Below are 21,068 nucleotides of genomic sequence, written 5' to 3'. Positions count from 1 at the left end.
TATGATTATACTCCCCTATTATTCTTTATGTGGATCTATTTTTTTTACTTGGTTACCACACTTTTTGCCTCTGACCATCCAGAAACAATCTTCATTGCTTTTCCTGTATCCGGGTACTTGATCTGCTTATATGTTCTAATCCGTACATAATATCTCTTCTTCGCTTTTAATTTACCAATAGTTTTAGAAACTGTACTTTTCTTCGCTACAGTGACTATTTTAGAATTAGAAAAGCTCTTACTTGTTGAATACTGAAGCTGATATCCGGTTGACTGAACATCCTGTTTCTCCCATTTTACTGTAAATCCTTTGGATTTGGCAGATAACGTTTTTAATGATGTTTTTGCTGGCAGAATCTTAAAATCCTTGTATGTCATTCCAGCATAATTAATTCCTTTTCCGATAATACATACCGTTGCTATTCCAGTATTCTTATTCCTACTGTATTTAACCTGATAATCTTTATTTTCCTGTAAAACTTTATCACCTACTTTTACTGATTTTACAGCAGGTTTACGATATTTTCCATTATAATAACAACTATTATAGGCTAATTTAATCTCTGCCTTGGATACAGAACGCTTGATTTTTAACTTTCCTTCAAAAGTCTTTCCAGAGACTTTAATCGTAACCGGATACGTTCCTAATTTTTGATTATGAAATGCTTTTTTCTGTTTAGAATCTTTTAATTTGATGTAGAAAGCTTTTCCATAATCATCATATGGTCTATAGGGATCATCCTCATCAAATTCTTTATACGTATCTCTTGGTCCCCATAAATGTTGTTCACTTCCATCACTATAAGTAACATCCAAAGGCCATCCATTGACTCCCCACCAGTTATCGCCACCAGCCTCTACATCTGATTCAGCATTATTTACAGTAATCTTTGTTACACTAGGAATTCCCAACAATGAAAGCTGATAATTCATTGTTCCTTTAGTCGTATTTTTCATCGTAACTACATAAGTAGTTCCTGCTTTTAATTCTAATGCTATATTCGCTTCTCTGTAATTAAAACGATCTTCTCTTTCTCCGGTATATCCCTTGAAAGGATATATATCATATGCATCGACAAAACTATAATCTTCCTCATAACCTTTCAAGGTAACCTCTTTTTTATTATCGGGATTCTCATATCGCAATGCATATTTCCCTGTTTTTTCACATAAAATAATCGCTCTTTTTGTTTTTCCTGCTTCCTGGACCACTTGAACAGAATCTCCCTTGGCACGAAATACAGCTGCATCCTCTCCAATATCCCATACAATAATCTCTGTTGTACAATACTCCTTGCCGTTAATCTCAATATAAGACTCACTTCTTGATCCCATGCAATACAGAGAATCTTTTCTTTCTTGTATGCATGACAGATAAATACTATCCCCATGACTGGTAGGATCATAGTTTCCATTCTCATTATAAACTACAGTTTCTTCCGTTCTATCTTTATACGTAATCTTGGCCTTAATCGAATCCATACCTCCAATAAAAACTGGCTTTCCCTGTACCGTATAATCTGTATCCCATTCTACCTTTTCAATTTCATCATCTTTGTTCCCCTTTCTGTTATTATTTATGTATTTAGCTTGAAAATACTACTTCGTATATTATATCTCCCGTTCTAACTCCTTTCTACCTTCCCTTCACCAATGGTATTTATATGTAATAAATGGAAAAAGCCGGCAAAACCCAAACAGTTTTGCCGGCCCGTTTTTATCCTATATTTCTTTTAAAGTTTTTATGATATGCTCTCTCATACTATTAACTGCAGGCGAGATGATCATCTCCTTCTTTGTGCAGATACCGATTACACGATATTCCGGTGGCTCAATAGGATAGATATCCACATCACTTCGCATGGTTGACATCAACAACGATGGCATGATGCAGATGCCAAGTCCGCTTTCTACCATAGCAATGGTAGACTGGTCATCTACCACATGACAGTTGGATTGCACTTCCACATCGTATTTTTTCAAAAGATTTTGAATATCTGCATCGGTACTTTCCCGCTGAGATACAAAGCCTTTTCCGCGAAGATCCTCCATACGAACAAATTCCTTACCGCCTACATTGGTACCCTTTGGCATTACGGATACCAGGCGATCTTTAAATAGTGGAATGATGGGAAGTCCTCCTGCACTAGAAATAGACAGAAAGCCCAAATCCACAGTGCCGTTCTTGATCCATTTCAGCACGTCATCATAGGTTCCCTGATATACTTCAATTTCAATGGAAGGATGCTGCTCCCGAAAAGATTTGATCAGTTGCGGAAGCAATGTGGTACAAATACTATTAAATGCACCAATCTTTACGGTTCCCTTCTCCAACCCATTCATCTGGGCAATGGCTTCCTGAAGAGAATCTTCACTTTGTAAAACATTTAATATATATGGTCTTAAACTTTCTCCATATCCCGTCAACTGAACTCCCTGCTTACTTCGTACAAAAAGTGGAAAACCAAGTTCTTTTTCCATGGAAGAAATCGTATGACTAATGGCAGATGGAGTAAGATTTAAGGATTCTGCTGCCTTTTGAAAACTTCGTTCCTTTACCACTGCATAAAACACCTGGTATGCCAATATCGTCATCCTATTTCCTCCTTCTTTCTCCTAATCGGCAATCCTTTCCACCGATTAATTCTCAACTTCAATCTTTCTGATTTCTTTTGTCCGAATTTCTTTGCAAATATCATCGATAAATACCTGTAAATCCTTAGCCCCTTCATCGCCTAAGTAGCGACTTCTTACGGATACCTTGCCTTCTTCCTCTTCTTTTGCACCTACAACCAGCATATAAGGAACTTTGTTCAGTCTTGCTTCACGAATCTTATAGCCAATCTTTTCAGAACGTCCATCTACCGTTACCTGAATGCCATTTGCCTTACATTCTTTTTCCACTTTCTTTGCATAATCCATATATTTTTCAGAAATTGGAAGAATTCTTACCTGCTCTGGGCATAACCATGTTGGGAACAGTCCCTCATATTTTTCAATCAGCCATGCCAATGTTCTTTCATAGCATCCAATACTTGTTCTATGAATAATATATGGACGTACCTTATCGCCATTCTGATCAATGTAATACATATCGAACTGTTCTGCCAACAGAGCATCCCACTGAATTGTAATCATTGTGTCTTCTTTTCCATATACATTCTTTGCATTAATATCTACTTTCGGTCCATAGAATGCAGCTTCCCCCACGTCCTCTACAAAATCAATATCCAGTTCTGTTAAAATATTTCTAATGTGCTGCTGTGTTTCTTCCCAGACTTCTGGTTCTCCGATATATTTTTCTTTATTATCCGGATCCCATTTAGAAAGATGATAGGTTACATCTTCTTCCAGTCCAAGTGTCGTCAGACAATGCTTTGCCAATGCCATACAGCCTTTAAATTCCTCTACCATCTGGTCCGGACGAACAATCAAATGTCCTTCAGAGATCGTAAACTGGCGCACACGAGTCAGCCCATGCATTTCTCCAGAATCCTCATTTCTAAATAAGGTTGATGTTTCCCCATAACGAATTGGAAGATCACGGTAGGATTTCTGAGAATTCTTATATACAAAATACTGGAATGGACAAGTCATTGGGCGAAGTGCCATTACTTCTTTATCCTTTTCCTCGTCACCAAGAACGAACATTCCGTCCTTGTAATGATCCCAGTGTCCGGAAAGTTTATACAGATCAGACTTTGCCATCAATGGTGTCTTTGTTCTTACATAGCCCCATTCATTATCTTCCAGATCCTCAATCCATCTCTGCATGGTCTGAATGATCTTCTGCCCTTTTGGCATCAATAGTGGAAGTCCCTGACCGATCACATCTACAGTTGTAAACAGTTCCATCTCTCTTCCCAGTTTATTATGGTCGCGGTTCTTAATATTTTCCAAATATGCAAGACGCTCTTCCAAATCTGCCTTCTTTGTATAAGCAGTACCATAAATACGTGTTAACATCTTGTTCTTTTCATTTCCTCTCCAGTAAGCACCAGAAGAAGAAATCAACTTAAATGCCTTGATCGCTTTTGTGCTCATCAAATGAGGTCCTGCACAAAGATCTGTAAAATCTCCTTGTTTATAGAAAGAAATAATAGCATCTTCTGGAAGATCTTCGATTAACTCCACTTTATATGGCTCATCTTTTTCTTTCATAAGCTTAATTGCTTCCTCTCTTGGGAGAGTGAAGTATTCCAATTTGTGATTTTCCTTGATCACTTTCTTCATTTCTTTTTCGATTTTATCCAAATCCTCACGATTTAAGGATGGCATATCGAAATCATAGTAAAATCCATTCTCAATGGATGGTCCAATGGCACATTTTGCATCTGGATACAATCTTTTTACTGCCTGAGCCAACACATGAGAGGCCGTATGACGGAAAGCCGCTTTCCCTTCTTCACTGTTATCAAATGTCAAAATATTTAATTCACAGTCTTTTTCAATTACTGTTCGTAAATCTACAACTTCTCCATCTACTTCACCTGCACAGGCCATCCTTCCAAGACCTGCACTGATATCAGATGCAATCTCCAATACAGACATTGGAGATTCATATTCTTTTTTTGATCCATCTTTTAATGTAATAATCATTGCTTTCTTTCTCCTTTTCCTTGCTCCGTTTTGTGTACTGATGTGTGGTTGCATGGTAGTCTTCCTATACACATCGTGTACATCCCTCGGAGTTTTTTTGTTGCATAAGAAATTCGGAAAATTTCTTATGTAATAAAAAATGCCCCTTACAGACAAAGCTGCAAGGGGCGAGTATATTCATAACCCGCGGTTCCACCCTGATTGTTTCAGATGATATGGCAAAGCCATACATTAAACCACTTATTACTGACGGTAACGGTGTCGACCGGGCTTGATTAGAGCCACTCCGAGGTAGTTTTCCATATAATTTCACTGAAAAGCGCTTTCAGCCCATGACGCCTTCTCTCTGTCAATTTCCTTATATGTACTCGTCTCATCAACGTGTTCATTTTATATCAGAAAATATTTTCTTGAATTATTATAACATTCCAGAATAACTTGTCAATATTTTTTACCCTATATTAACCCAGAATTTCTTTTAAAATTTTGTTTACCATACCTGGATCTGCTTTTCCCTGAGTGGCACGCATCGTCTGTCCAACCAAAAATCCAATGGCCTTTTTCTTACCTGCCCGGTAATCTTCTACAGACTGAGGATTTTTCGCTACAATTTCTTCAATGGTTGTGCGAAGTGCACCTTCATCGTTCATGGATTTTAATCCATTCTCCTCTACATAGCTTTCTGGCTCCACATCTTTTTTAAAGATTTCTTCAAATACCTGCTTTGCCACTTTTCGGTTGATAGCTCCATCATCTACCATCTCGATCAGTTTTGCCAAATGTTTTGGTGAGAAGGTAATATCATCCACATCCATCTCACTTTCTTTTACAAGACGCATCGTCTCACCCATCAGCCAGTTGGATACTTCTTTTGGCTTCTCAACCATTGCATTGGTTTCTTCGAATAAATCTGCCAGATGCTTGGATGCTGTCAATATCTCAATGTCATATTCGGGCAGTCCAAATTCTTCCTTATAGCGGATCATCTTCTCATCACGAAGCTCTGGCTGACGCTCTTTGACTTCATTCAACCATTCATCACTGATGATAACAGGTACCAAATCTGGATCTGGGAAGTAACGGTAATCCTGTGCATCCTCTTTGGAACGCATTGGATAGGAATATTCCTCCTCATCATCCCATCGTCTGGTTTCCTGTACTACCTGCTTTCCATCCTCCAGCAGATCGATCTGACGTTCCGTCTCTCCTTCAATAGCTCTTGCAATAGCCTTAAAGGAATTTAAGTTTTTCATCTCTGTTCTTGTACCGAATTCCTCAGAACCGTATTCACGCACAGAAAGGTTAACATCCGCACGCATAGATCCCTCCTGTAATTTACAGTCAGATGCTCCAAGATACTGAATGATCAGGCGCAGCTTTTCCAGGTAAGCGATTACTTCTTCTGCGGAACGCATATCTGGTTCAGATACGATCTCGATCAATGGTACCCCAGAACGGTTAAAATCAACCAGTGAACAATCGGTAATTGGATCATGGATCAGCTTTCCAGCATCCTCTTCCATATGAATTTCATGGATACGGATGGATTTCTTCTTTCCTTCTACTTCTATATCCACATGGCCATCTCGGCAGATTGGCAGATACAGCTGAGAAATCTGATAGTTCTGTGGATTATCCGGATAAAAATAATTCTTTCTGTCAAATTTACAATTTTGTGTAATCGTACAATTGGTAGCCAGACCTACTGCCATGGCATATTCCACTACCTGCTTGTTAAGAACCGGCAAAGAGCCTGGCATTCCCGTACATACTGGACAGGTATGTGTATTTGGCGCTCCTCCAAATTCGGTACTGCAGGAACAGAAAATCTTTGTTTTTGTTGCTAATTCTACATGGACCTCCAGTCCGATGACAGTTTCATAGTGTTTAGACATTCTATTTTGCTCCTTTCTGTGCAGGACAGATATCAAATGGTCCTCTTGCCTGCTCATAAGAATATGCAGCCTGAATCAATGTTTTTTCTTTAAAGCAGTCTGCAATCATCTGTACCCCGATCGGAAGTCCATTCTGATCTCTTCCACAAGGTACACTGATTCCCGGAAGTCCTGCAAGGTTTACGGAAATCGTATAAATATCACCTAAATACATCTTCAATGGATCACTTAGGCTGTCTCCCAGCTTTGGAGCCGTTGTCGGTGCTGCCGGTCCGATAATAATATCATATTTTTCAAATGCCTGATCAAATTCCTTCTTGATCAATGCTTTCGTACGAAGTGCTTTTAAGTAATATGCATCGTAATAACCAGAGCTTAATACAAAGGAACCAAGCATAATACGACGTTTTACTTCTGGTCCAAATCCTTCTGAGCGGGTCTTCTTATACATATTGTGAAGTCCTTCAAATTCATCAGCACGGTATCCATATTTTACTCCATCAAAACGGGATAAGTTAGAGCTTGCTTCTGCTGATGCGATCACATAATATGCTGGAATTGCGTATGGCACCATATGCAGATCAAACTCTTCTACAATCGCTCCCTTTTCTTCCAGTTTTTTCACAGCGCCCAGTACTGCTTCTTTGACTTCCCCATCCAGTCCTTTGGCAAAATAATCCTTTGGAATTCCAATTTTTAATCCTTTCACATCATCCACCAGTGCTGACATAAAATCATAGTCCTCACGTTTAAAGGATGTAGAATCCTTGGAATCATAAGAAGCAATAGCTTCTAAAACTGCTGCACAGTCAGTAACATCCTTTGTCATTGGCCCAATCTGATCCAGAGAAGAACCATAAGCGATCAATCCATAACGGGATACCGTTCCATAGGTTGGCTTCATTCCAACAATTCCACAAAAAGAAGCCGGCTGGCGAATGGATCCACCTGTATCAGATCCTAATGCATAAAAACATTCTCCCGCTGCCACTGCTGCTGCAGAACCTCCAGATGATCCTCCCGGTACGTGCTGAGTATTCCATGGGTTCTTTGTCTCACCAAAATAGGAGGTCTCTGTGGTACTTCCCATAGCAAATTCATCCATATTAGTTTTTCCCAGAATAACCGCACCTTCTTTTTCCAGATTGATCACTGCCTCTGAACTAAAGGTTGGCTTAAAGTTATATAAAATCTTGGAACTACAGGTTGTCGTAATTCCTTCTGTACACATATTATCTTTGATCGCCACTGGCACACCTGCCAAAGGTCCGGTCAAAACTCCTGCATCTATCTGTTCCTGTACTTCTCTGGCACGCTCCATAATCTGCGCCTCCTCAAGTACCTGAACATAGCAGTTTAATTCCTTTTCTGTTGCTTTGATCTGTTCTAATGCAGCTTTACAGGCATCTACAACGGTTACTTCTCCCGCTTTGATCTTCTTGCCCAGCTCCACTGCTGTCATATTAAAAAGACTCATCATGCGCTCCTCCTAATCAACTGTTTTTGGAACCATGAAGGATCCATCCTTTTCTTCTGGTGCATTTTTTAACATTTCATCTCTCACATCTCCGTTGACCACTACATCCTCACGAAATACATTGTGTACTGGAAATACATGTGACATTGGTTCAACTCCATCAGTATCTAATTCATTCAGCATATCAATATAGTCCAGCATATTAGCCATATCCTTCTTCGCCTGTTCTTTTTCTTCTGAAGAAAGCTCAAGCTTTGCTAAAATGCCTACATAATCGATGGTTTCATCGGTAATTATATTTGCCATTCTTTTCGTTCCTTTCTGTTCTTTATTCTTTAGAATCTAGCACAATTTCCACGATTTATCAAGATATTGCGCAGAAATTCCAGGTAAGTTTAATCTCTGGATTCTATGACGAGCAGATTTCCTCTGCCAATCTGGATGATTCCAATCTCATCCACCAGCTCATTGGATATTCCAAGGCTGATTCCAAGCGTCAGTTCTGCATCCTCTAATGGATAATAAAATCCTGTCAGCGTAATGCCTGTCACCTTTTCTGTATATGGAATCAGAGAAATAAAATCACCAAAGGCATCCTCCCTTTTTATCACAGTTTTTTCACAAATCATCGTAATCCGATTATGCTTATCCACAATATGAGCATGAACACCTTTTTTCATTGCCAGCTGCAAAAGCCCGATATTGGCCCAGGTATGATCCAATCTGGTTCCAGTCGCTCCCAAAAGGGTAATCTCTTCTGCTCCCTGCTCAATGGCATATTCTATGGCCAGATGGGTATCCGTATAATCTTTTTCCGGTGGAAAGGTAAGGATTGGTACTTGCCACTGTTCCATCTTCTTTTTCCATTTTTCCCCTAGGGAATCAAAATCCCCTAGAATAAAATCTGGTTTTACCCCTAGCTGGATCGCATACTGTACTCCTTTGTCAGCTGCAATGATCTTATCAAATGTTTGTTCTTTTATATAAGAATGGGTGAAGGGCATATCAATCCCTCCACCTGTAATAATTAAAATATGCATAGCTACCACTTTTTCTTTTGATTTTTTAGTTCTTCGTAAATCGTCAGATAACTGTCATAACGTGCCTGACTAATTTCTCCTTTTGCCAACGCTTCCTTGACTCCACAGTCTGGTTCACTGATGTGCATACATCCCTGAAATCTACAGTATGCCTCGTATTGACGGAATTCATAAAAATAATCCTTGATTTCCTCTTTCTCAAACATATGAATGAACAAAGAGCTAAAACCAGGCGTATCCATCACATACGTCTCCTCTTCAATGTGAATCAGCTCAGAATGTCTGGTGGTATGGCGTCCCCTCCTGATTTTCTCACTGACCGAGCCGGTTTCCATGTTGGCATCTGGATGAAGCTTATTGAGCATAGAAGACTTTCCCACACCGGAAGGACCGGCAAGCGCTGTCGTCTTTCCTTTGATCAGATCCTGGATGACCTGCATGCCCTCTTCGGTGTATGTGCTGGTAAATACAAGGCGGCATCCACAATTTTTATAAATTTCCTCCAATTCCTTCTGTTCCTGCTCTTCCGTAATATCTTTCTTATTAAAGCAGATAATCGTCGGCACTTCCTGCTTTAGCATCATCATCAGAAAACGATCCAGCAGATTTAAGTTTGGCTTTGGATCCTTCATGGCAAATACGATCAGTGCCTGGTCAATATTCGCAACGGCTGGACGAATCAATTCGTTGATCCGCGGAAGTATCTCTATGATATTGCCCGTCATCTGCTCCAGACTAATGATCTGAATCTGCACGTTGTCACCTACCAAAGGCTTGATCTTTTTGCTTCGAAAAGCACCTTTTGCCTTACATTCAAAGATCCCATATTCATTCACATGCACATAATAAAATCCGGCAATTCCTTTTATAATTTTTCCCTGGACATTATTCATAGTCTTCCTCTTCCTCAGTATCTGGCTCATGTTCTTCCTCTGTAGTCGTCGGTTCCTCCGTCGCCTTTGGTCCCAGACTGATGACGATACTGATTGCCGTTCCATTGCTGACTTTTGTGCCAGCTGCAACGCCCTGTCGTATCACATAACCTTTTTTTACATCATCATTATATTCTGAAGCAACATTACCAAGCACAAGTCCCATGTTGCGCAACTGTCTGGATGCCTCGGACTGTGTATAATTGGTCAGGCTAGGAACCGTAACCTTACTGCTTCCCTTGCTGACTACAATGGTCACTGTAGAATTTTTCGCGGCCTTTTTTCCAGCATCAGGGCTTTGTGAAATTACAATTCCCTCTGCTACCTCATCGCTATATTTTTCCTGTACGGAAACCCGAAATGGAATATTGCGAAGAATCTTCGTAGCCGCTGCCTGGGTTTGTCCGGTCACCTGAGGTACGCTTTTTTTCACCTCTCCGGAATTCACCGTGATAATGACTGTGGTTCCTTCTTCCACTTCCCGCCCTGCTTCTATATTCTGACGGATCACGCATCCCAGCTGCACTTCATCGCTTTCTTCATATTCTATCTGACATTTCAGTTTTTCTGCATCCAGCTTTTCTTCTGCCGCTTCTGCTGTCAACTTATAAAGATCCGGTACCGTTGTCGTCTTATATTCTTCTGTACTGGTATCTCCAGCAACATTTGCTGTATTCTCTGTCGTAACGTTGTTCTTTCCAACTTTAAAAAGACCGCTGGCTTTTCCAATGAAGGAGAAAATTCCAATGGCAATGATCACTGCTACTACAATGGCAAGAATCACTACCAGCTTTTCCAGTTTTCCACTGACAGCTATATCCTCTTCTTCATCACCATCTACCATACCTTCTTCCTGCTTTGATGCCTTCTGTTTCTTTATTTCTGTATTAGATAGTTCACTTTTTTCGATGGATCTATCTGCAATCTGAGATTTGATCTGGCTGATTTCTGCATCTCCGATCAGCTGTGTTGGTGAATCATCCACAAAAACCGGCATTTTTACGAAACTTCCTTCCGGATCTTCAAATACCTTTTTTAAATCAACGATCAGCTCTCCGGCTGTCTGATAACGCTCCTCTGGCTTTTTGGCAAGGCATTTTAAAATAATCTTTTCCAGACTTTTGGGAATATTGCTGTTAATCTCCCTTGGAGGAATCGCATCATTTTGCAAATGCATAAGCGCAATGGTAACTCCATTCTCATGGTCAAATGGCACTCTTCCAGTTACCATCTCATACATGGTAATCCCCAGCGCATAAATATCACTGCGTGAATCAGAAAATCCTCCTCGTGCCTGTTCTGGTGATAAATAATGAACAGAGCCAATGGCTGTCGAAGTCATCGTATTGGAATTGGCAGCTTTGGCAATTCCAAAATCCGTTACTTTAATGGCCCCATAGCTGGATACCAGAATATTCTGTGGCTTAATATCTCTGTGTATGATCTTATGCTCATGGGCACATCCGATGGCCTCCGCGATCTGAATGGAGAAATTCACTGTATCCTCTGCAGTTAATCGCTTTTCATTACGGATATATTCCTTTAATGTAATTCCATCTGCCAATTCCATGACAATATAATGCACATCTCCTTCAATCCCAACATCGTATACATTAATAATATTAGGATGCAACAATCCGGCCACAGCCTGTGCTTCTATATCAAATTTTCTTAAAAAATTCTCATCGGAGCTAAATTCTTCCTTCAAGACCTTTATCGCAACGAAACGGCCCAATTTGTTGTCCTTTGCCATATAGACATCTGCCATTCCGCCTGCCCCTATCTTCTTTATAATCTCATAACGGCCTCCCAGCTTCGCTCCTGCTTCTAGCATAATTCATCACCTCGGTTTCCCATCCTTGCCAGAATAACCGCAATATTGTCCTTGCCGCCCTTCTGCTTTGCCCGTCGGACTAATTCCTTTGTTTTTTCTTCGATTGAGCCGTTTCCAAGCACGACTTCTTTGATTTCTTCATCCTCTACCATCCCATGCAGTCCATCTGAACACAGGATAACATAATCTCCCTCGCTGAGTGGAACAATAAAATGATCTACATTCAGAGACTGCGGGGCACCTACTGCCCTGGTAATCACATTTTTATTTGGATGATTTCTTCCATCCTCTTTATCGATCACTCCAGCTGAAATTAATTCCTGTACATAGGAATGATCCACCGTAATCTGTTTCATCTCACCATCATGAATATGATACAGACGGCTGTCACCAACATTGACCACATAGAGCTTTCCATCCTTTTCCGATGCTGCTACTGTTGTGGTTCCCATCCCTGCATATGCTTCCTCCTCAGAACCTTTTTTCAAAAGCTGATAATTCAGCTGCTTTAATACATTTTCGAGGAAGGCGATCACGTCCCACCCCTTTGATTTTCTTGCATTATCCACAAGCTGATCCGTTACATATTTAGAGGCATAGGCTCCGGCATTGTGGCCTCCCATTCCATCTGCAACAATATATAAATTACTTAACATTCCGATTGGAGCGTCCGTATAGAATATATTATCCTGATTCTCTGATCTGACGCATCCAATATCTTTCATTCCATAAGATTTCATACTATAACCCCTTCTTTTCGGCATAGCGTTTTCTAAGCTGCCCACAGGCAGCATTGATGTCTCTTCCCATTTCCCGTCTGACCGTAGCCCGTATATGATGCTTCTCCAGCAAATGCTGGAATTCATAAATAGAATCTTTGGTTGACTGCTCATAATCTCTTTCATCAATCGGGTTTACTGGAATCAAATTCACATGACACAGCTTTCCCTTAAGCAGGTCAATCAACATCTTCGCATGCTCTGGTTTATCATTGACTCCCTTTACCAAGCTATATTCAAAGGTAATCCTTCGATTGGTAGCCTTAATATACGCATCACAGGCATCCATAATCTCCTGAATAGAATAGCGATTGGCAATCGGCATTAATGCTCTCCTCATCTCGTCATTTGGAGAATGCAACGAAATTGCCAACGTAATCTGCAGTTGCTTATCCGCCAATTCATAAATCTTCGGTACGATTCCACAAGTAGATACGGTAATATTCCTCTGACTGATGTGTAAACCCTTTTCATCTGTCAGCAATTCCAAAAAACGCAGCAGATGATCAAAATTATCAAAAGGTTCACCCGTTCCCATTACAACTACATTGGAAACCCGTTCCCCAATGGCATGCTGAATATGATAAATCTGATCCAGCATCTCCGATGGCTCCAGGCACCTTGTCAGTCCTCCAATCGTAGATGCACAGAATCTACATCCCATTCGGCATCCTACCTGAGAAGAGATGCATACGGAATTTCCATGCTTATATCTCATTAAAACACTTTCAATGATACTACCATCATGGAGTTCAAATAAGAACTTGGCAGTTCCATCTATATTAGAAGTCAATCTCTCCACTTCTGTTACAGAGAGCATTCCCACTCCCTCTTTGATTTTCTGCTTTAAAGCTTTTGGTATATTAGTCATATCATCCAGACTGCGTACCAGCTTTTTATGCATCCATTCATACAGCTGCTTGGCACGAAACTTTTTCTCACCAATAGACTCGACATACTCCTCCAGCTCTGTAAGCGTCATCGACTTAATATCCGGCATTTGATTTTCTCCTTAACTTGGCAATAAAGAATCCATCACATGGGTGAACGCCAGGAAGCAACTGAATATATCCTTCCTCTGCTGTCTCTACAGTAAGCTGATCCGGCATCAGCTCTTCAAAGCCTACCAGCTCCATATCCAGATTCTTACTCATCCACTGCACATTTTCTATATTTTCTTCTTTTCTGATGGTACATGTACTGTACATAAGAATGCCATTTGGTTTTAAATATTGGATTACAACTGATAATATCTGTTTCTGAAGTTTTGATAATTCTAAAATTCCATCTTTTGTTGCATTGTATTTAATATCTCTTTTTCTTCCCATAATCCCAAGACCGGAACACGGAAGATCTGCAATTACAATATCTGCTTTTCCAATCAGCTCTTCATCCAATATCCTTGCATCTGCTACCTGGACTTTCACATTGGTACATTTAAGACGATTCACATTCTCCTGGATCAGCTCCGCCTTATACTCTGTTAAATCTCTGGCAATGACCCTGCCGGTTCCCTTCAGCCGGTCTGCCATATGAAGACTCTTGCCTCCTGGAGCGCTACATACATCGATAACCAGCATTCCTTCTTTCGGATCTGCCAGCTGTGCCACCAGCATAGAACTTTCATCCTGCACCTGGAACTTTCCTTCACAAAAGGCATCCAGATCTTCCAGATAATTATAGCCAGATATACGAAAGGCCTCTTTCATAAAGGCACCCTTTCCGACTACAACCTGCTGTGCTTCTAAGGATCTTCTCAGTTCTTCCATTGTCCCATTGGTAAGCTGGGCCCTTATGCTGGTTTCTTTTACTTCTAAAAAACTTTCTAACATCTTTTCTACGGTAGTTTTATCATACTCAGATAAGAATTCCTTTACCAGCCATTCTGGCATGGAATACCAGACAGACAGATACCTTACCGGCTCTTTCTCCTGGTCTGGGTATATAACCTGATCAAGATTTCTTGCAATATTGCGAAGCACCCCATTGACAAAGCCAGTCAAATTCCGAAAACCTCTTTTCTTCGCCAGTTTCACTGCTTCATTGCATACTGCTGAATCCGGCACCTGATTCATAAACTTCAGCTGGTAAACTCCCATACGCAAAATGGCCCGAATGACCGGCTTGCATTTGTGGATCTTAACCTTTGAAAATTGATCGATGATATAATCAATCTGAATTTGATTTTCCAGAGTCCCCTGACAAAGTCTGGTAAGAAAGGCCCTGTCCTTCTTTTCCATAAACTGATAGTTTCGTAATGTATCGGAAAGAACCAGATGACTTAAATTCTTTTTCTTATCAATGTCCAGCAAAATATCCAATGCCAGCTCTCTTGTCTGACTCATATTAATCACCTAGTCTGCTTCCCGTTTCGATGTGATATCCTAACAGGAATGCTTCTGTCTTCATCCGTTTTTTACCTGCTAACTGAATTTCATTTAAGGAAAGTGCATCCTTTCCTGTCTGAACGATTATGGATTTTTTCGTCACCTCAAGAACGGTTCCTGGCAAAACGCCTTCTTTCCCTGCTACTACATCTGCATCCCAGATCTTCATGGTCTTTCCATTCAATGTTGTATAGGCACTCGGCCATGGATTCAGACCTCGAATCAATCTTTCAATCTCAACTGCCGATTTGGTAAAATCGATATCACCCATCTTCTTATCCAACATGCTTGCATAACAAGTCTTTCCATCTCCCTGAGGGGTAAAGACTGCCGTTCCCTTTTCTAATTTTTCCAACGTGGATACCATCAACTCTCCACTCAAAACCATCAGTTTATCATGAAGGGTTCCCCCTGTCTCCTTTGGTTCGATCGGAATGACCGCTTTCTCGATCATATCACCGGTATCCAGACCTTCATCCATTCGCATCGTTGTAATTCCGGTTTCCTGCTCACCATTGATGACCACCCATTGAACCGGTCCTGCTCCACGGTACATCGGCAATATAGAAGCATGTCCATTGATGCATCCATACTTTGGTATCTCTAAAATCTCCTTTGGAAGAATCTGACCAAATGCTACTACTACGATCACATCCGGTGCCAGATCTTTTAAAATCTTTACAAATTCCGGATCCCTTGCCTTTACCGGCTGATACACTGGAATTCCGTACTCCATTGCTTTTTCTTTTACCGGAGGAAATGCCATTGCTTTTCCTCTTCCTTTCGGTTTATCCGGCTGTGTCACTACTGCAATGACGTCATGGTGATCAATCACCGCCTGCAGTGTTGGAACCGAAAAGTCCGGTGTTCCCATAAATATGACTTTCACAAGCAGCCTCCTATTCTTCGATCTCTTCTGGTTCTGCCTCTGTCAGATCAACCAATGGTCCTTCCGCCACATCCGCATACAGAATTCCATCCAAATGGTCGCATTCATGACAGATTGCTCTTGCCAGAAAGCCCTCTCCTTCTACACGAATTGGTTCCATCTCTTCATTCAGAGCCTCACAGACTACATGATTTGGACGTTTTACAGTTCCTACTTTATTTGGAATACTAAGACAGCCTTCATCTCCAATCTGTTCTCCATCCTTTTCTACGATCACTGGATTGATCAATGTAATCTGATTCCCATCTCCAATATCAATCACGACAATTCTTTTTAAAATTCCAATCTGAGGCGCAGCAAGACCAACGCCCATGGTCTCATACATGGTTTCATACATGTCATCGATCATCGTACGAATTCTTTCTGTTACTTCTTTTACCGGCTTTGATTTCTTTCTTAAGATATCATCACCCATTACACGAATATTTCTAATTGCCATTTTATTAAATCCCTTCTATTATCTTAATCTATCTCATTGTCTATCATACCACAAATCAGTAACCAATCATAGGGTTAAAGTCAAAGGCGACCACCGCTTTTTCGAAAATTCCCTTATCCTCCATATAATGTTCCAGTAGATCTTTCATTCTGGTCAGCGCCTCGTAGTCCTTATGTTTGACATAAATAACATGGCGATATACGTCCTTCACCTTTGTAATGGTAGCCTGACTGGGTCCGATAACCCAATATCCGTCTAAATCTGCCGTCTGCCTTCGAAGCTCTTTTCCCAGCATATTTGCCGCTGCCTGCCCGATATCTAACTGATCACAGCCAATAAACACCACCATCATCTGATAAACTGGAGGATACTGCAAAAATTCGCGATATGCTATTTCCTGTTCATAGAACTGATGATAATCCTGTGCTGCAGCTGTCACAATGCTGTAATGCTCCGGATGATAAGTCTGAATCACCACGTCTCCCGCCAACGCCCCTCGTCCTGCCCTTCCCGCTGCCTGAGTCAAGAGCTGAAAGGTTCGCTCGCTGGCACGAAAGTCATTAGCATACAAAGACATATCCGCCGCAAGTATTCCAACTAATGTAGTATTCGAAAAGTCATGTCCCTTTACGATCATCTGGGTTCCGATTAAAATATCCGCTTCTCCATTGGAAAAGGCTGATAAGATTTCTTCATAGCTGTTCTTCTTTCTTGTGGTATCCATGTCCATTCGAAGTACTTTTGCCTGTGGAAATTCCTTATTAACCATAACCTCCACCTTCTGTGTCCCTGTTCCAAATGTACCGATGTAAGGGCTCTGACATTCTGGACACACCTTTGGCATTGGAACCTGATATCCGCAATAATGACAGACCAGGCGCCCTCCCCGATGAGCTGTCAGCGATACGTCACAATGCGGACATTTCATGACATGTCCGCAGCTTCTGCAGGATACAAATCCTGCATACCCCCTTCGGTTTAGGAATAACATAATCTGCTGTCCTTTTTCCAGACGATCTTCCATCATGGCCTTCAGCCTGCGGCTAAACAGACTACGATTTCCTGATTTTAGCTCCTCCCGCAGATCCTCAATATAGACATTTGCCATCCTGCTTCCAGGATTTGCCCTCTTCGTAAGCTCCCATAAGACAAACTCTCCAGTGACGGCTTTCTGATAGGATTCGATGCTTGGAGTTGCCGATCCTAATATGACAGAAGCCCCCTCCATTCCGGCCCGGGCAATGGCCGTCTCTCTAGCATGATACTTAGGAATACTCTCGCTTTTATAGCTGTTTTCATGTTCCTCATCGATCACGATCAGACCAAGATTCTGAAACGGGGTAAACAATGCCGAGCGGGGACCGATCATAATGTCGACCTCGCCATCTCTGGCCCGAAGCATCTGGTCATACCGCTCTCCCTTAGACAATCGAGAATTCATAATGGATACCCGATTTCCAAACCGCTGATAAAACCGCTTAACTGTCTGATACGTAAGTGCAATTTCCGGAATCAGGACAATGGCCTGTTTTCCCTGTGCCAGCACAGTCTCAATGGCTGCCATATAGACCTCGGTCTTTCCACTTCCCGTTACCCCATGCAACAAATAAGTTTTATAGTTTTTATTTAAAAAGTCATGGGCAAACATATCTATTAGCCGCTGCTGTTCCATATTCAGTTTTTTGGGTATTTCCTTTGAGATAGAAAACGAAATGGGATTGCGATATAAATTTCTTTTTTGTATCTCAAGAATTCCCTGTTCCTTCAGACGATCCAGAGTGGATTTGGAGATCTTTAACTTCTTCGCAACCATCTCCCAAGAGAGAACCGTCTGTTCTTTCATCTCTTCCAAAAGACGTACTTGTGCCTTTCGATTCTTTTTTCTTGCTGTTTCCAGTACCCTCTCTGTTTCTTCTTTTGAAAGCAACAATCTTACGATCTTCTCCTGCTTGCGCTCCACCTTCTGTGCTGCTGGAAGCACAGTTCTAAGCGCCTGGATCATGGTGGAGCCATAGTTTTCCCGAATCCAGTATGCCAGCTGCACCAACTTTGCCTCCAGAGACGTTCCTTCCGTAGAAATCCTTATAATCTGTTTGATTTTCTCTTCTTCATAATCCGGTGTCTCAGACAATCCCACCACATAACCACTTTGCTCTTTATTCCACCGTCCAAATGGAACAACTACTCTGGTCCCTACAAAAATCTCCCCACATAAAGGAAGAGGCACCTCATATTGAAATACCTTATCAAGTGCCTCATGTGAAATATTGATAATAATGTCTGCATATAACTTTGACATTGCTTCACTCCTGTTAATTTGTAAAATCCGCCAGCAAATTTAATACCAAATCTGCTCTACCAGAATCAATGGCTTCGTTGGCCATCGTAATTCCCATCTCAATGGATCCGGCGGCTCCACCGATGTACAGAGCTGCACCCGCATTGAGAACGGCAAAATCTCTTCGGAACCCTTTTCCTCCGAAAAACATCGCCCTCATCACCTGTGCATTTAATCCAGGATCATCTCCCCGAATCATATCCTGCAGCTCACTGGCTTCAAATCCATAATCCGCAGGATCTACTGTATAGAGCTCTATCTGCCCATGCATCAGCTCTCCTACATAATTTTTCGTCTGAATAGAAAATTCATCCATTCCATCTGCCGCACTGACAACCAGTGCCTGAGAAAAACCAAGCTCCCTCATCGCATAAATGACAGGTTCAATCAGCTCTGGATGAAACACCCCAAGAAGCATCTTCTCTGCATTGGTAATGTTAAGCAGTGGTCGAATCAAATGAATAATAGTCTGATGATTGCCTTTCATTGCATCTGAAAGTTCAGGAACCTGTGGATAATAATTATCTCCAAAGAAAAATCCAATTCCCACATCTGTAATGGCTTTTGCTGCCTTCTCTCCATCCGCCATAATATTCACGCCCAGTGTTTCCAAAACATCTGCCGATCCACATTGACTGGATATCGCACGATTCACGGTTTTTGCCACTGGCATACCAGAGGCTGCTGTCAGAAATGCAGCCGCTGTAGAAATGTTAAAGCTTCCTTTTCCATCTCCTCCCGTTCCAGTAATATCCATATAATTACCGCTGTCTACAGAAACCAGTGCCATGTGCTTTCGAATCGCTTTTACAAATCCAACCAGTTCCTCGGAAGAAGGAATCCGCTCTATCGGATTCATAGCATCCAGCCATTCTTCCAGCTCTTTCGCCGAATGTCTGCCGGTAAGAATCTCTTCCATCATGACTTCTGCCATTTCCTGTGACATTGGCCCTTTCTCTAATTGTGATAATAGATGTTCCATATCCATAACCTCCGGCTATTCGGCAACATGTCCATTTGTAACCAGTACCTTTACTACCTGATCTACATATTTCAGGCAAATATCGTCCGTCTCTGCTTCTACCATGACACGAATCAGTGGCTCGGTACCACTCTGTCTTACCAGAATTCTTCCATTCTCTCCAAGTGCTTCTTCGACTGCTTTCACTGCTGCGATCACGTCTTTGTCTTCCTGTGCAGCCTTTTTGTCCTTTACTTTTACATTCTTTAATAACTGAGGATAGATCGTTACCGGCTCAACAAGCTTGCTAAGCGGCATCTTCTGCTCCAGCATAGCTTCCATGATCTTTAATGAAGTTAAAACCCCATCTCCAGTGGTTGCATGTTTGCTGAAGATAATGTGTCCAGACTGCTCTCCTCCAAGGCTGTGTCCATGCTCTGTCATATTTTCATTGACATATTTGTCACCAACAGCTGTCTTTTCATAGGAAATACCTGCCACATCCAGAGCTTTATAAAGTCCTAAATTGGACATAACCGTAGTGACGATCGTATTATTATTCAATGCGCCCTGATCTTTCATATAGGTACCGCAGGCATATAAGATCAAGTCACCATCTACCACATTACCCTTATCGTCTACTGCAATGCATCGATCTGCATCACCATCATAAGCAAATCCAACATCCAGCTTATGGTCCTTCACAAACTGCTGTAGCACTTCAATATGAGTAGAACCACAATTTGTATTGATGTTCGTTCCATCTGGAGTGTTATTGATTACATAAGTATGGGCTCCTAAAGCATTAAACACATTCTTTGCAATCGCATATGCACTTCCGTTGGCACAGTCAAGTCCAACTCTCATATTCTTAAAGGAACGAGTAGCAAGAGAAATCAAATATCCTATGTATAAATTCCGTCCCATAGAATAATCAGTAGTTGCTCCGATATTTTCTCTCTTTGCAAGCGGAATTTCTCCGTATTCTCCGTCAATATAAGCTTCAATCTTTTCTTCTACTTCTGCTTCCATCTTATGACCTTTTGCATTAATGATCTTAATTCCATTATCATAATAAGGATTATGGCTGGCCGAAATCATAATTCCACAATCAAATCCCTCTGTTCTTACCACATAAGAAACACTTGGTGTTGTGGTTACATGCAGAAGATAAACATCTGCTCCTGATGCAGTCAGTCCAGCAACTAGAGAATATTCAAACATATAACTGCTTCTTCTGGTATCCTTACCGATCACAACCTGTGCTCTGTGATCCTCTCTTCCAAAATACCATCCTAAAAAACGGCCCACCTGATAAGCATGGTCTACTGTTAAATTTACATTAGCTTCTCCACGAAAACCGTCTGTTCCAAAATATTTTCCCATATCTTCTAATCTCCATTTCATTCTATCTATTCATCACCGGAAACAATTCCGAT

The 21,068-nt window shown here is 41.2% G+C and carries 17 protein-coding genes and 1 other annotated feature; all 17 genes read right to left on the bottom strand.

Going from position 1 to position 21,068, the window contains the following annotated elements; all coding sequences use genetic code 11:
• Window positions 1-44 precede the first annotated feature (44 nt).
• Window positions 45-1,481 carry a fibronectin type III domain-containing protein gene (locus BHF69_RS02315; protein ID WP_075669474.1) on the bottom strand — a complete coding sequence of 479 codons (1,437 nt, stop codon included), beginning with the start codon at window positions 1,479-1,481 and terminating at the stop codon, window positions 45-47.
• A gap of 240 nt (window positions 1,482-1,721) precedes the next feature.
• Complete coding sequence (locus BHF69_RS02310) at window positions 1,722-2,594, bottom strand: LysR family transcriptional regulator (protein ID WP_075669473.1); 873 nt, start codon at window positions 2,592-2,594, stop codon at window positions 1,722-1,724.
• A gap of 45 nt (window positions 2,595-2,639) precedes the next feature.
• The gene (gene thrS / locus BHF69_RS02305) at window positions 2,640-4,598 is read right to left on the bottom strand and encodes a threonine--tRNA ligase (RefSeq protein WP_075669836.1); all 1,959 of its coding nucleotides are present in this window, start codon (window positions 4,596-4,598) and stop codon (window positions 2,640-2,642) included.
• Window positions 4,599-4,758: 160 nt separating this feature from the next.
• Window positions 4,759-4,987, bottom strand: a binding site (T-box leader).
• A gap of 72 nt (window positions 4,988-5,059) precedes the next feature.
• Entirely contained in the window at window positions 5,060-6,493 is a 1,434-nt protein-coding gene (gene gatB / locus BHF69_RS02300) for an Asp-tRNA(Asn)/Glu-tRNA(Gln) amidotransferase subunit GatB (RefSeq protein WP_075669472.1), read from the bottom strand.
• 1 nt (window position 6,494) lies between these two features.
• The gene (gene gatA, locus BHF69_RS02295) at window positions 6,495-7,970 is read right to left on the bottom strand and encodes an Asp-tRNA(Asn)/Glu-tRNA(Gln) amidotransferase subunit GatA (protein WP_075669471.1); all 1,476 of its coding nucleotides are present in this window, start codon (window positions 7,968-7,970) and stop codon (window positions 6,495-6,497) included.
• Window positions 7,971-7,982: 12 nt separating this feature from the next.
• Complete coding sequence (gatC, locus tag BHF69_RS02290; RefSeq protein ID WP_075669470.1) at window positions 7,983-8,276, bottom strand: Asp-tRNA(Asn)/Glu-tRNA(Gln) amidotransferase subunit GatC; 294 nt, start codon at window positions 8,274-8,276, stop codon at window positions 7,983-7,985.
• 89 nt (window positions 8,277-8,365) lie between these two features.
• Window positions 8,366-9,010, bottom strand: a complete 645-nt coding sequence (locus BHF69_RS02285; RefSeq protein WP_075669469.1) for a thiamine diphosphokinase — start codon at window positions 9,008-9,010, stop codon at window positions 8,366-8,368.
• Window positions 9,011-9,012: 2 nt separating this feature from the next.
• Window positions 9,013-9,903 carry a ribosome small subunit-dependent GTPase A gene (rsgA, locus tag BHF69_RS02280; RefSeq protein ID WP_075669468.1) on the bottom strand — a complete coding sequence of 297 codons (891 nt, stop codon included), beginning with the start codon at window positions 9,901-9,903 and terminating at the stop codon, window positions 9,013-9,015.
• The gene (gene pknB, locus BHF69_RS02275; protein ID WP_075669467.1) at window positions 9,896-11,776 is read right to left on the bottom strand and encodes a Stk1 family PASTA domain-containing Ser/Thr kinase; all 1,881 of its coding nucleotides are present in this window, start codon (window positions 11,774-11,776) and stop codon (window positions 9,896-9,898) included. Before pknB ends, rsgA begins: the two co-directional genes overlap by 8 nt.
• Window positions 11,770-12,516: a Stp1/IreP family PP2C-type Ser/Thr phosphatase gene (locus BHF69_RS02270; protein ID WP_075669466.1), complete on the bottom strand. Its 747-nt coding sequence runs from the start codon at window positions 12,514-12,516 to the stop codon at window positions 11,770-11,772. The genes pknB and BHF69_RS02270 overlap by 7 nt, the downstream gene beginning before the upstream one ends.
• 1 nt (window position 12,517) lies before the next feature.
• The gene (gene rlmN, locus BHF69_RS02265; RefSeq protein ID WP_075669465.1) at window positions 12,518-13,555 is read right to left on the bottom strand and encodes a 23S rRNA (adenine(2503)-C(2))-methyltransferase RlmN; all 1,038 of its coding nucleotides are present in this window, start codon (window positions 13,553-13,555) and stop codon (window positions 12,518-12,520) included.
• The gene (gene rsmB / locus BHF69_RS02260) at window positions 13,542-14,900 is read right to left on the bottom strand and encodes a 16S rRNA (cytosine(967)-C(5))-methyltransferase RsmB (RefSeq protein WP_075669464.1); all 1,359 of its coding nucleotides are present in this window, start codon (window positions 14,898-14,900) and stop codon (window positions 13,542-13,544) included. Before rsmB ends, rlmN begins: the two co-directional genes overlap by 14 nt.
• A gap of 1 nt (window position 14,901) precedes the next feature.
• Complete coding sequence (gene fmt, locus BHF69_RS02255; protein WP_075669463.1) at window positions 14,902-15,831, bottom strand: methionyl-tRNA formyltransferase; 930 nt, start codon at window positions 15,829-15,831, stop codon at window positions 14,902-14,904.
• 10 nt (window positions 15,832-15,841) lie between these two features.
• Window positions 15,842-16,330, bottom strand: a complete 489-nt coding sequence (def, locus tag BHF69_RS02250; protein WP_075669462.1) for a peptide deformylase — start codon at window positions 16,328-16,330, stop codon at window positions 15,842-15,844.
• A gap of 55 nt (window positions 16,331-16,385) precedes the next feature.
• Complete coding sequence (priA, locus tag BHF69_RS02245; protein WP_075669461.1) at window positions 16,386-18,629, bottom strand: replication restart helicase PriA; 2,244 nt, start codon at window positions 18,627-18,629, stop codon at window positions 16,386-16,388.
• 13 nt (window positions 18,630-18,642) lie between these two features.
• Entirely contained in the window at window positions 18,643-19,650 is a 1,008-nt protein-coding gene (gene trpD / locus BHF69_RS02240; RefSeq protein WP_075669460.1) for an anthranilate phosphoribosyltransferase, read from the bottom strand.
• 15 nt (window positions 19,651-19,665) lie between these two features.
• The gene (gene glmM, locus BHF69_RS02235) at window positions 19,666-21,015 is read right to left on the bottom strand and encodes a phosphoglucosamine mutase (protein WP_075669459.1); all 1,350 of its coding nucleotides are present in this window, start codon (window positions 21,013-21,015) and stop codon (window positions 19,666-19,668) included.
• Window positions 21,016-21,068 lie beyond the last annotated feature (53 nt).

Origin of the sequence: Anaerostipes sp. 992a (assembly GCF_001940245.1) — a bacterium.
GTDB lineage: Bacteria > Bacillota > Clostridia > Lachnospirales > Lachnospiraceae > Fimousia.
Note: the sequence above shows the minus strand (reverse complement) of the source record. Positions and strands in the feature narration are given on the sequence as shown.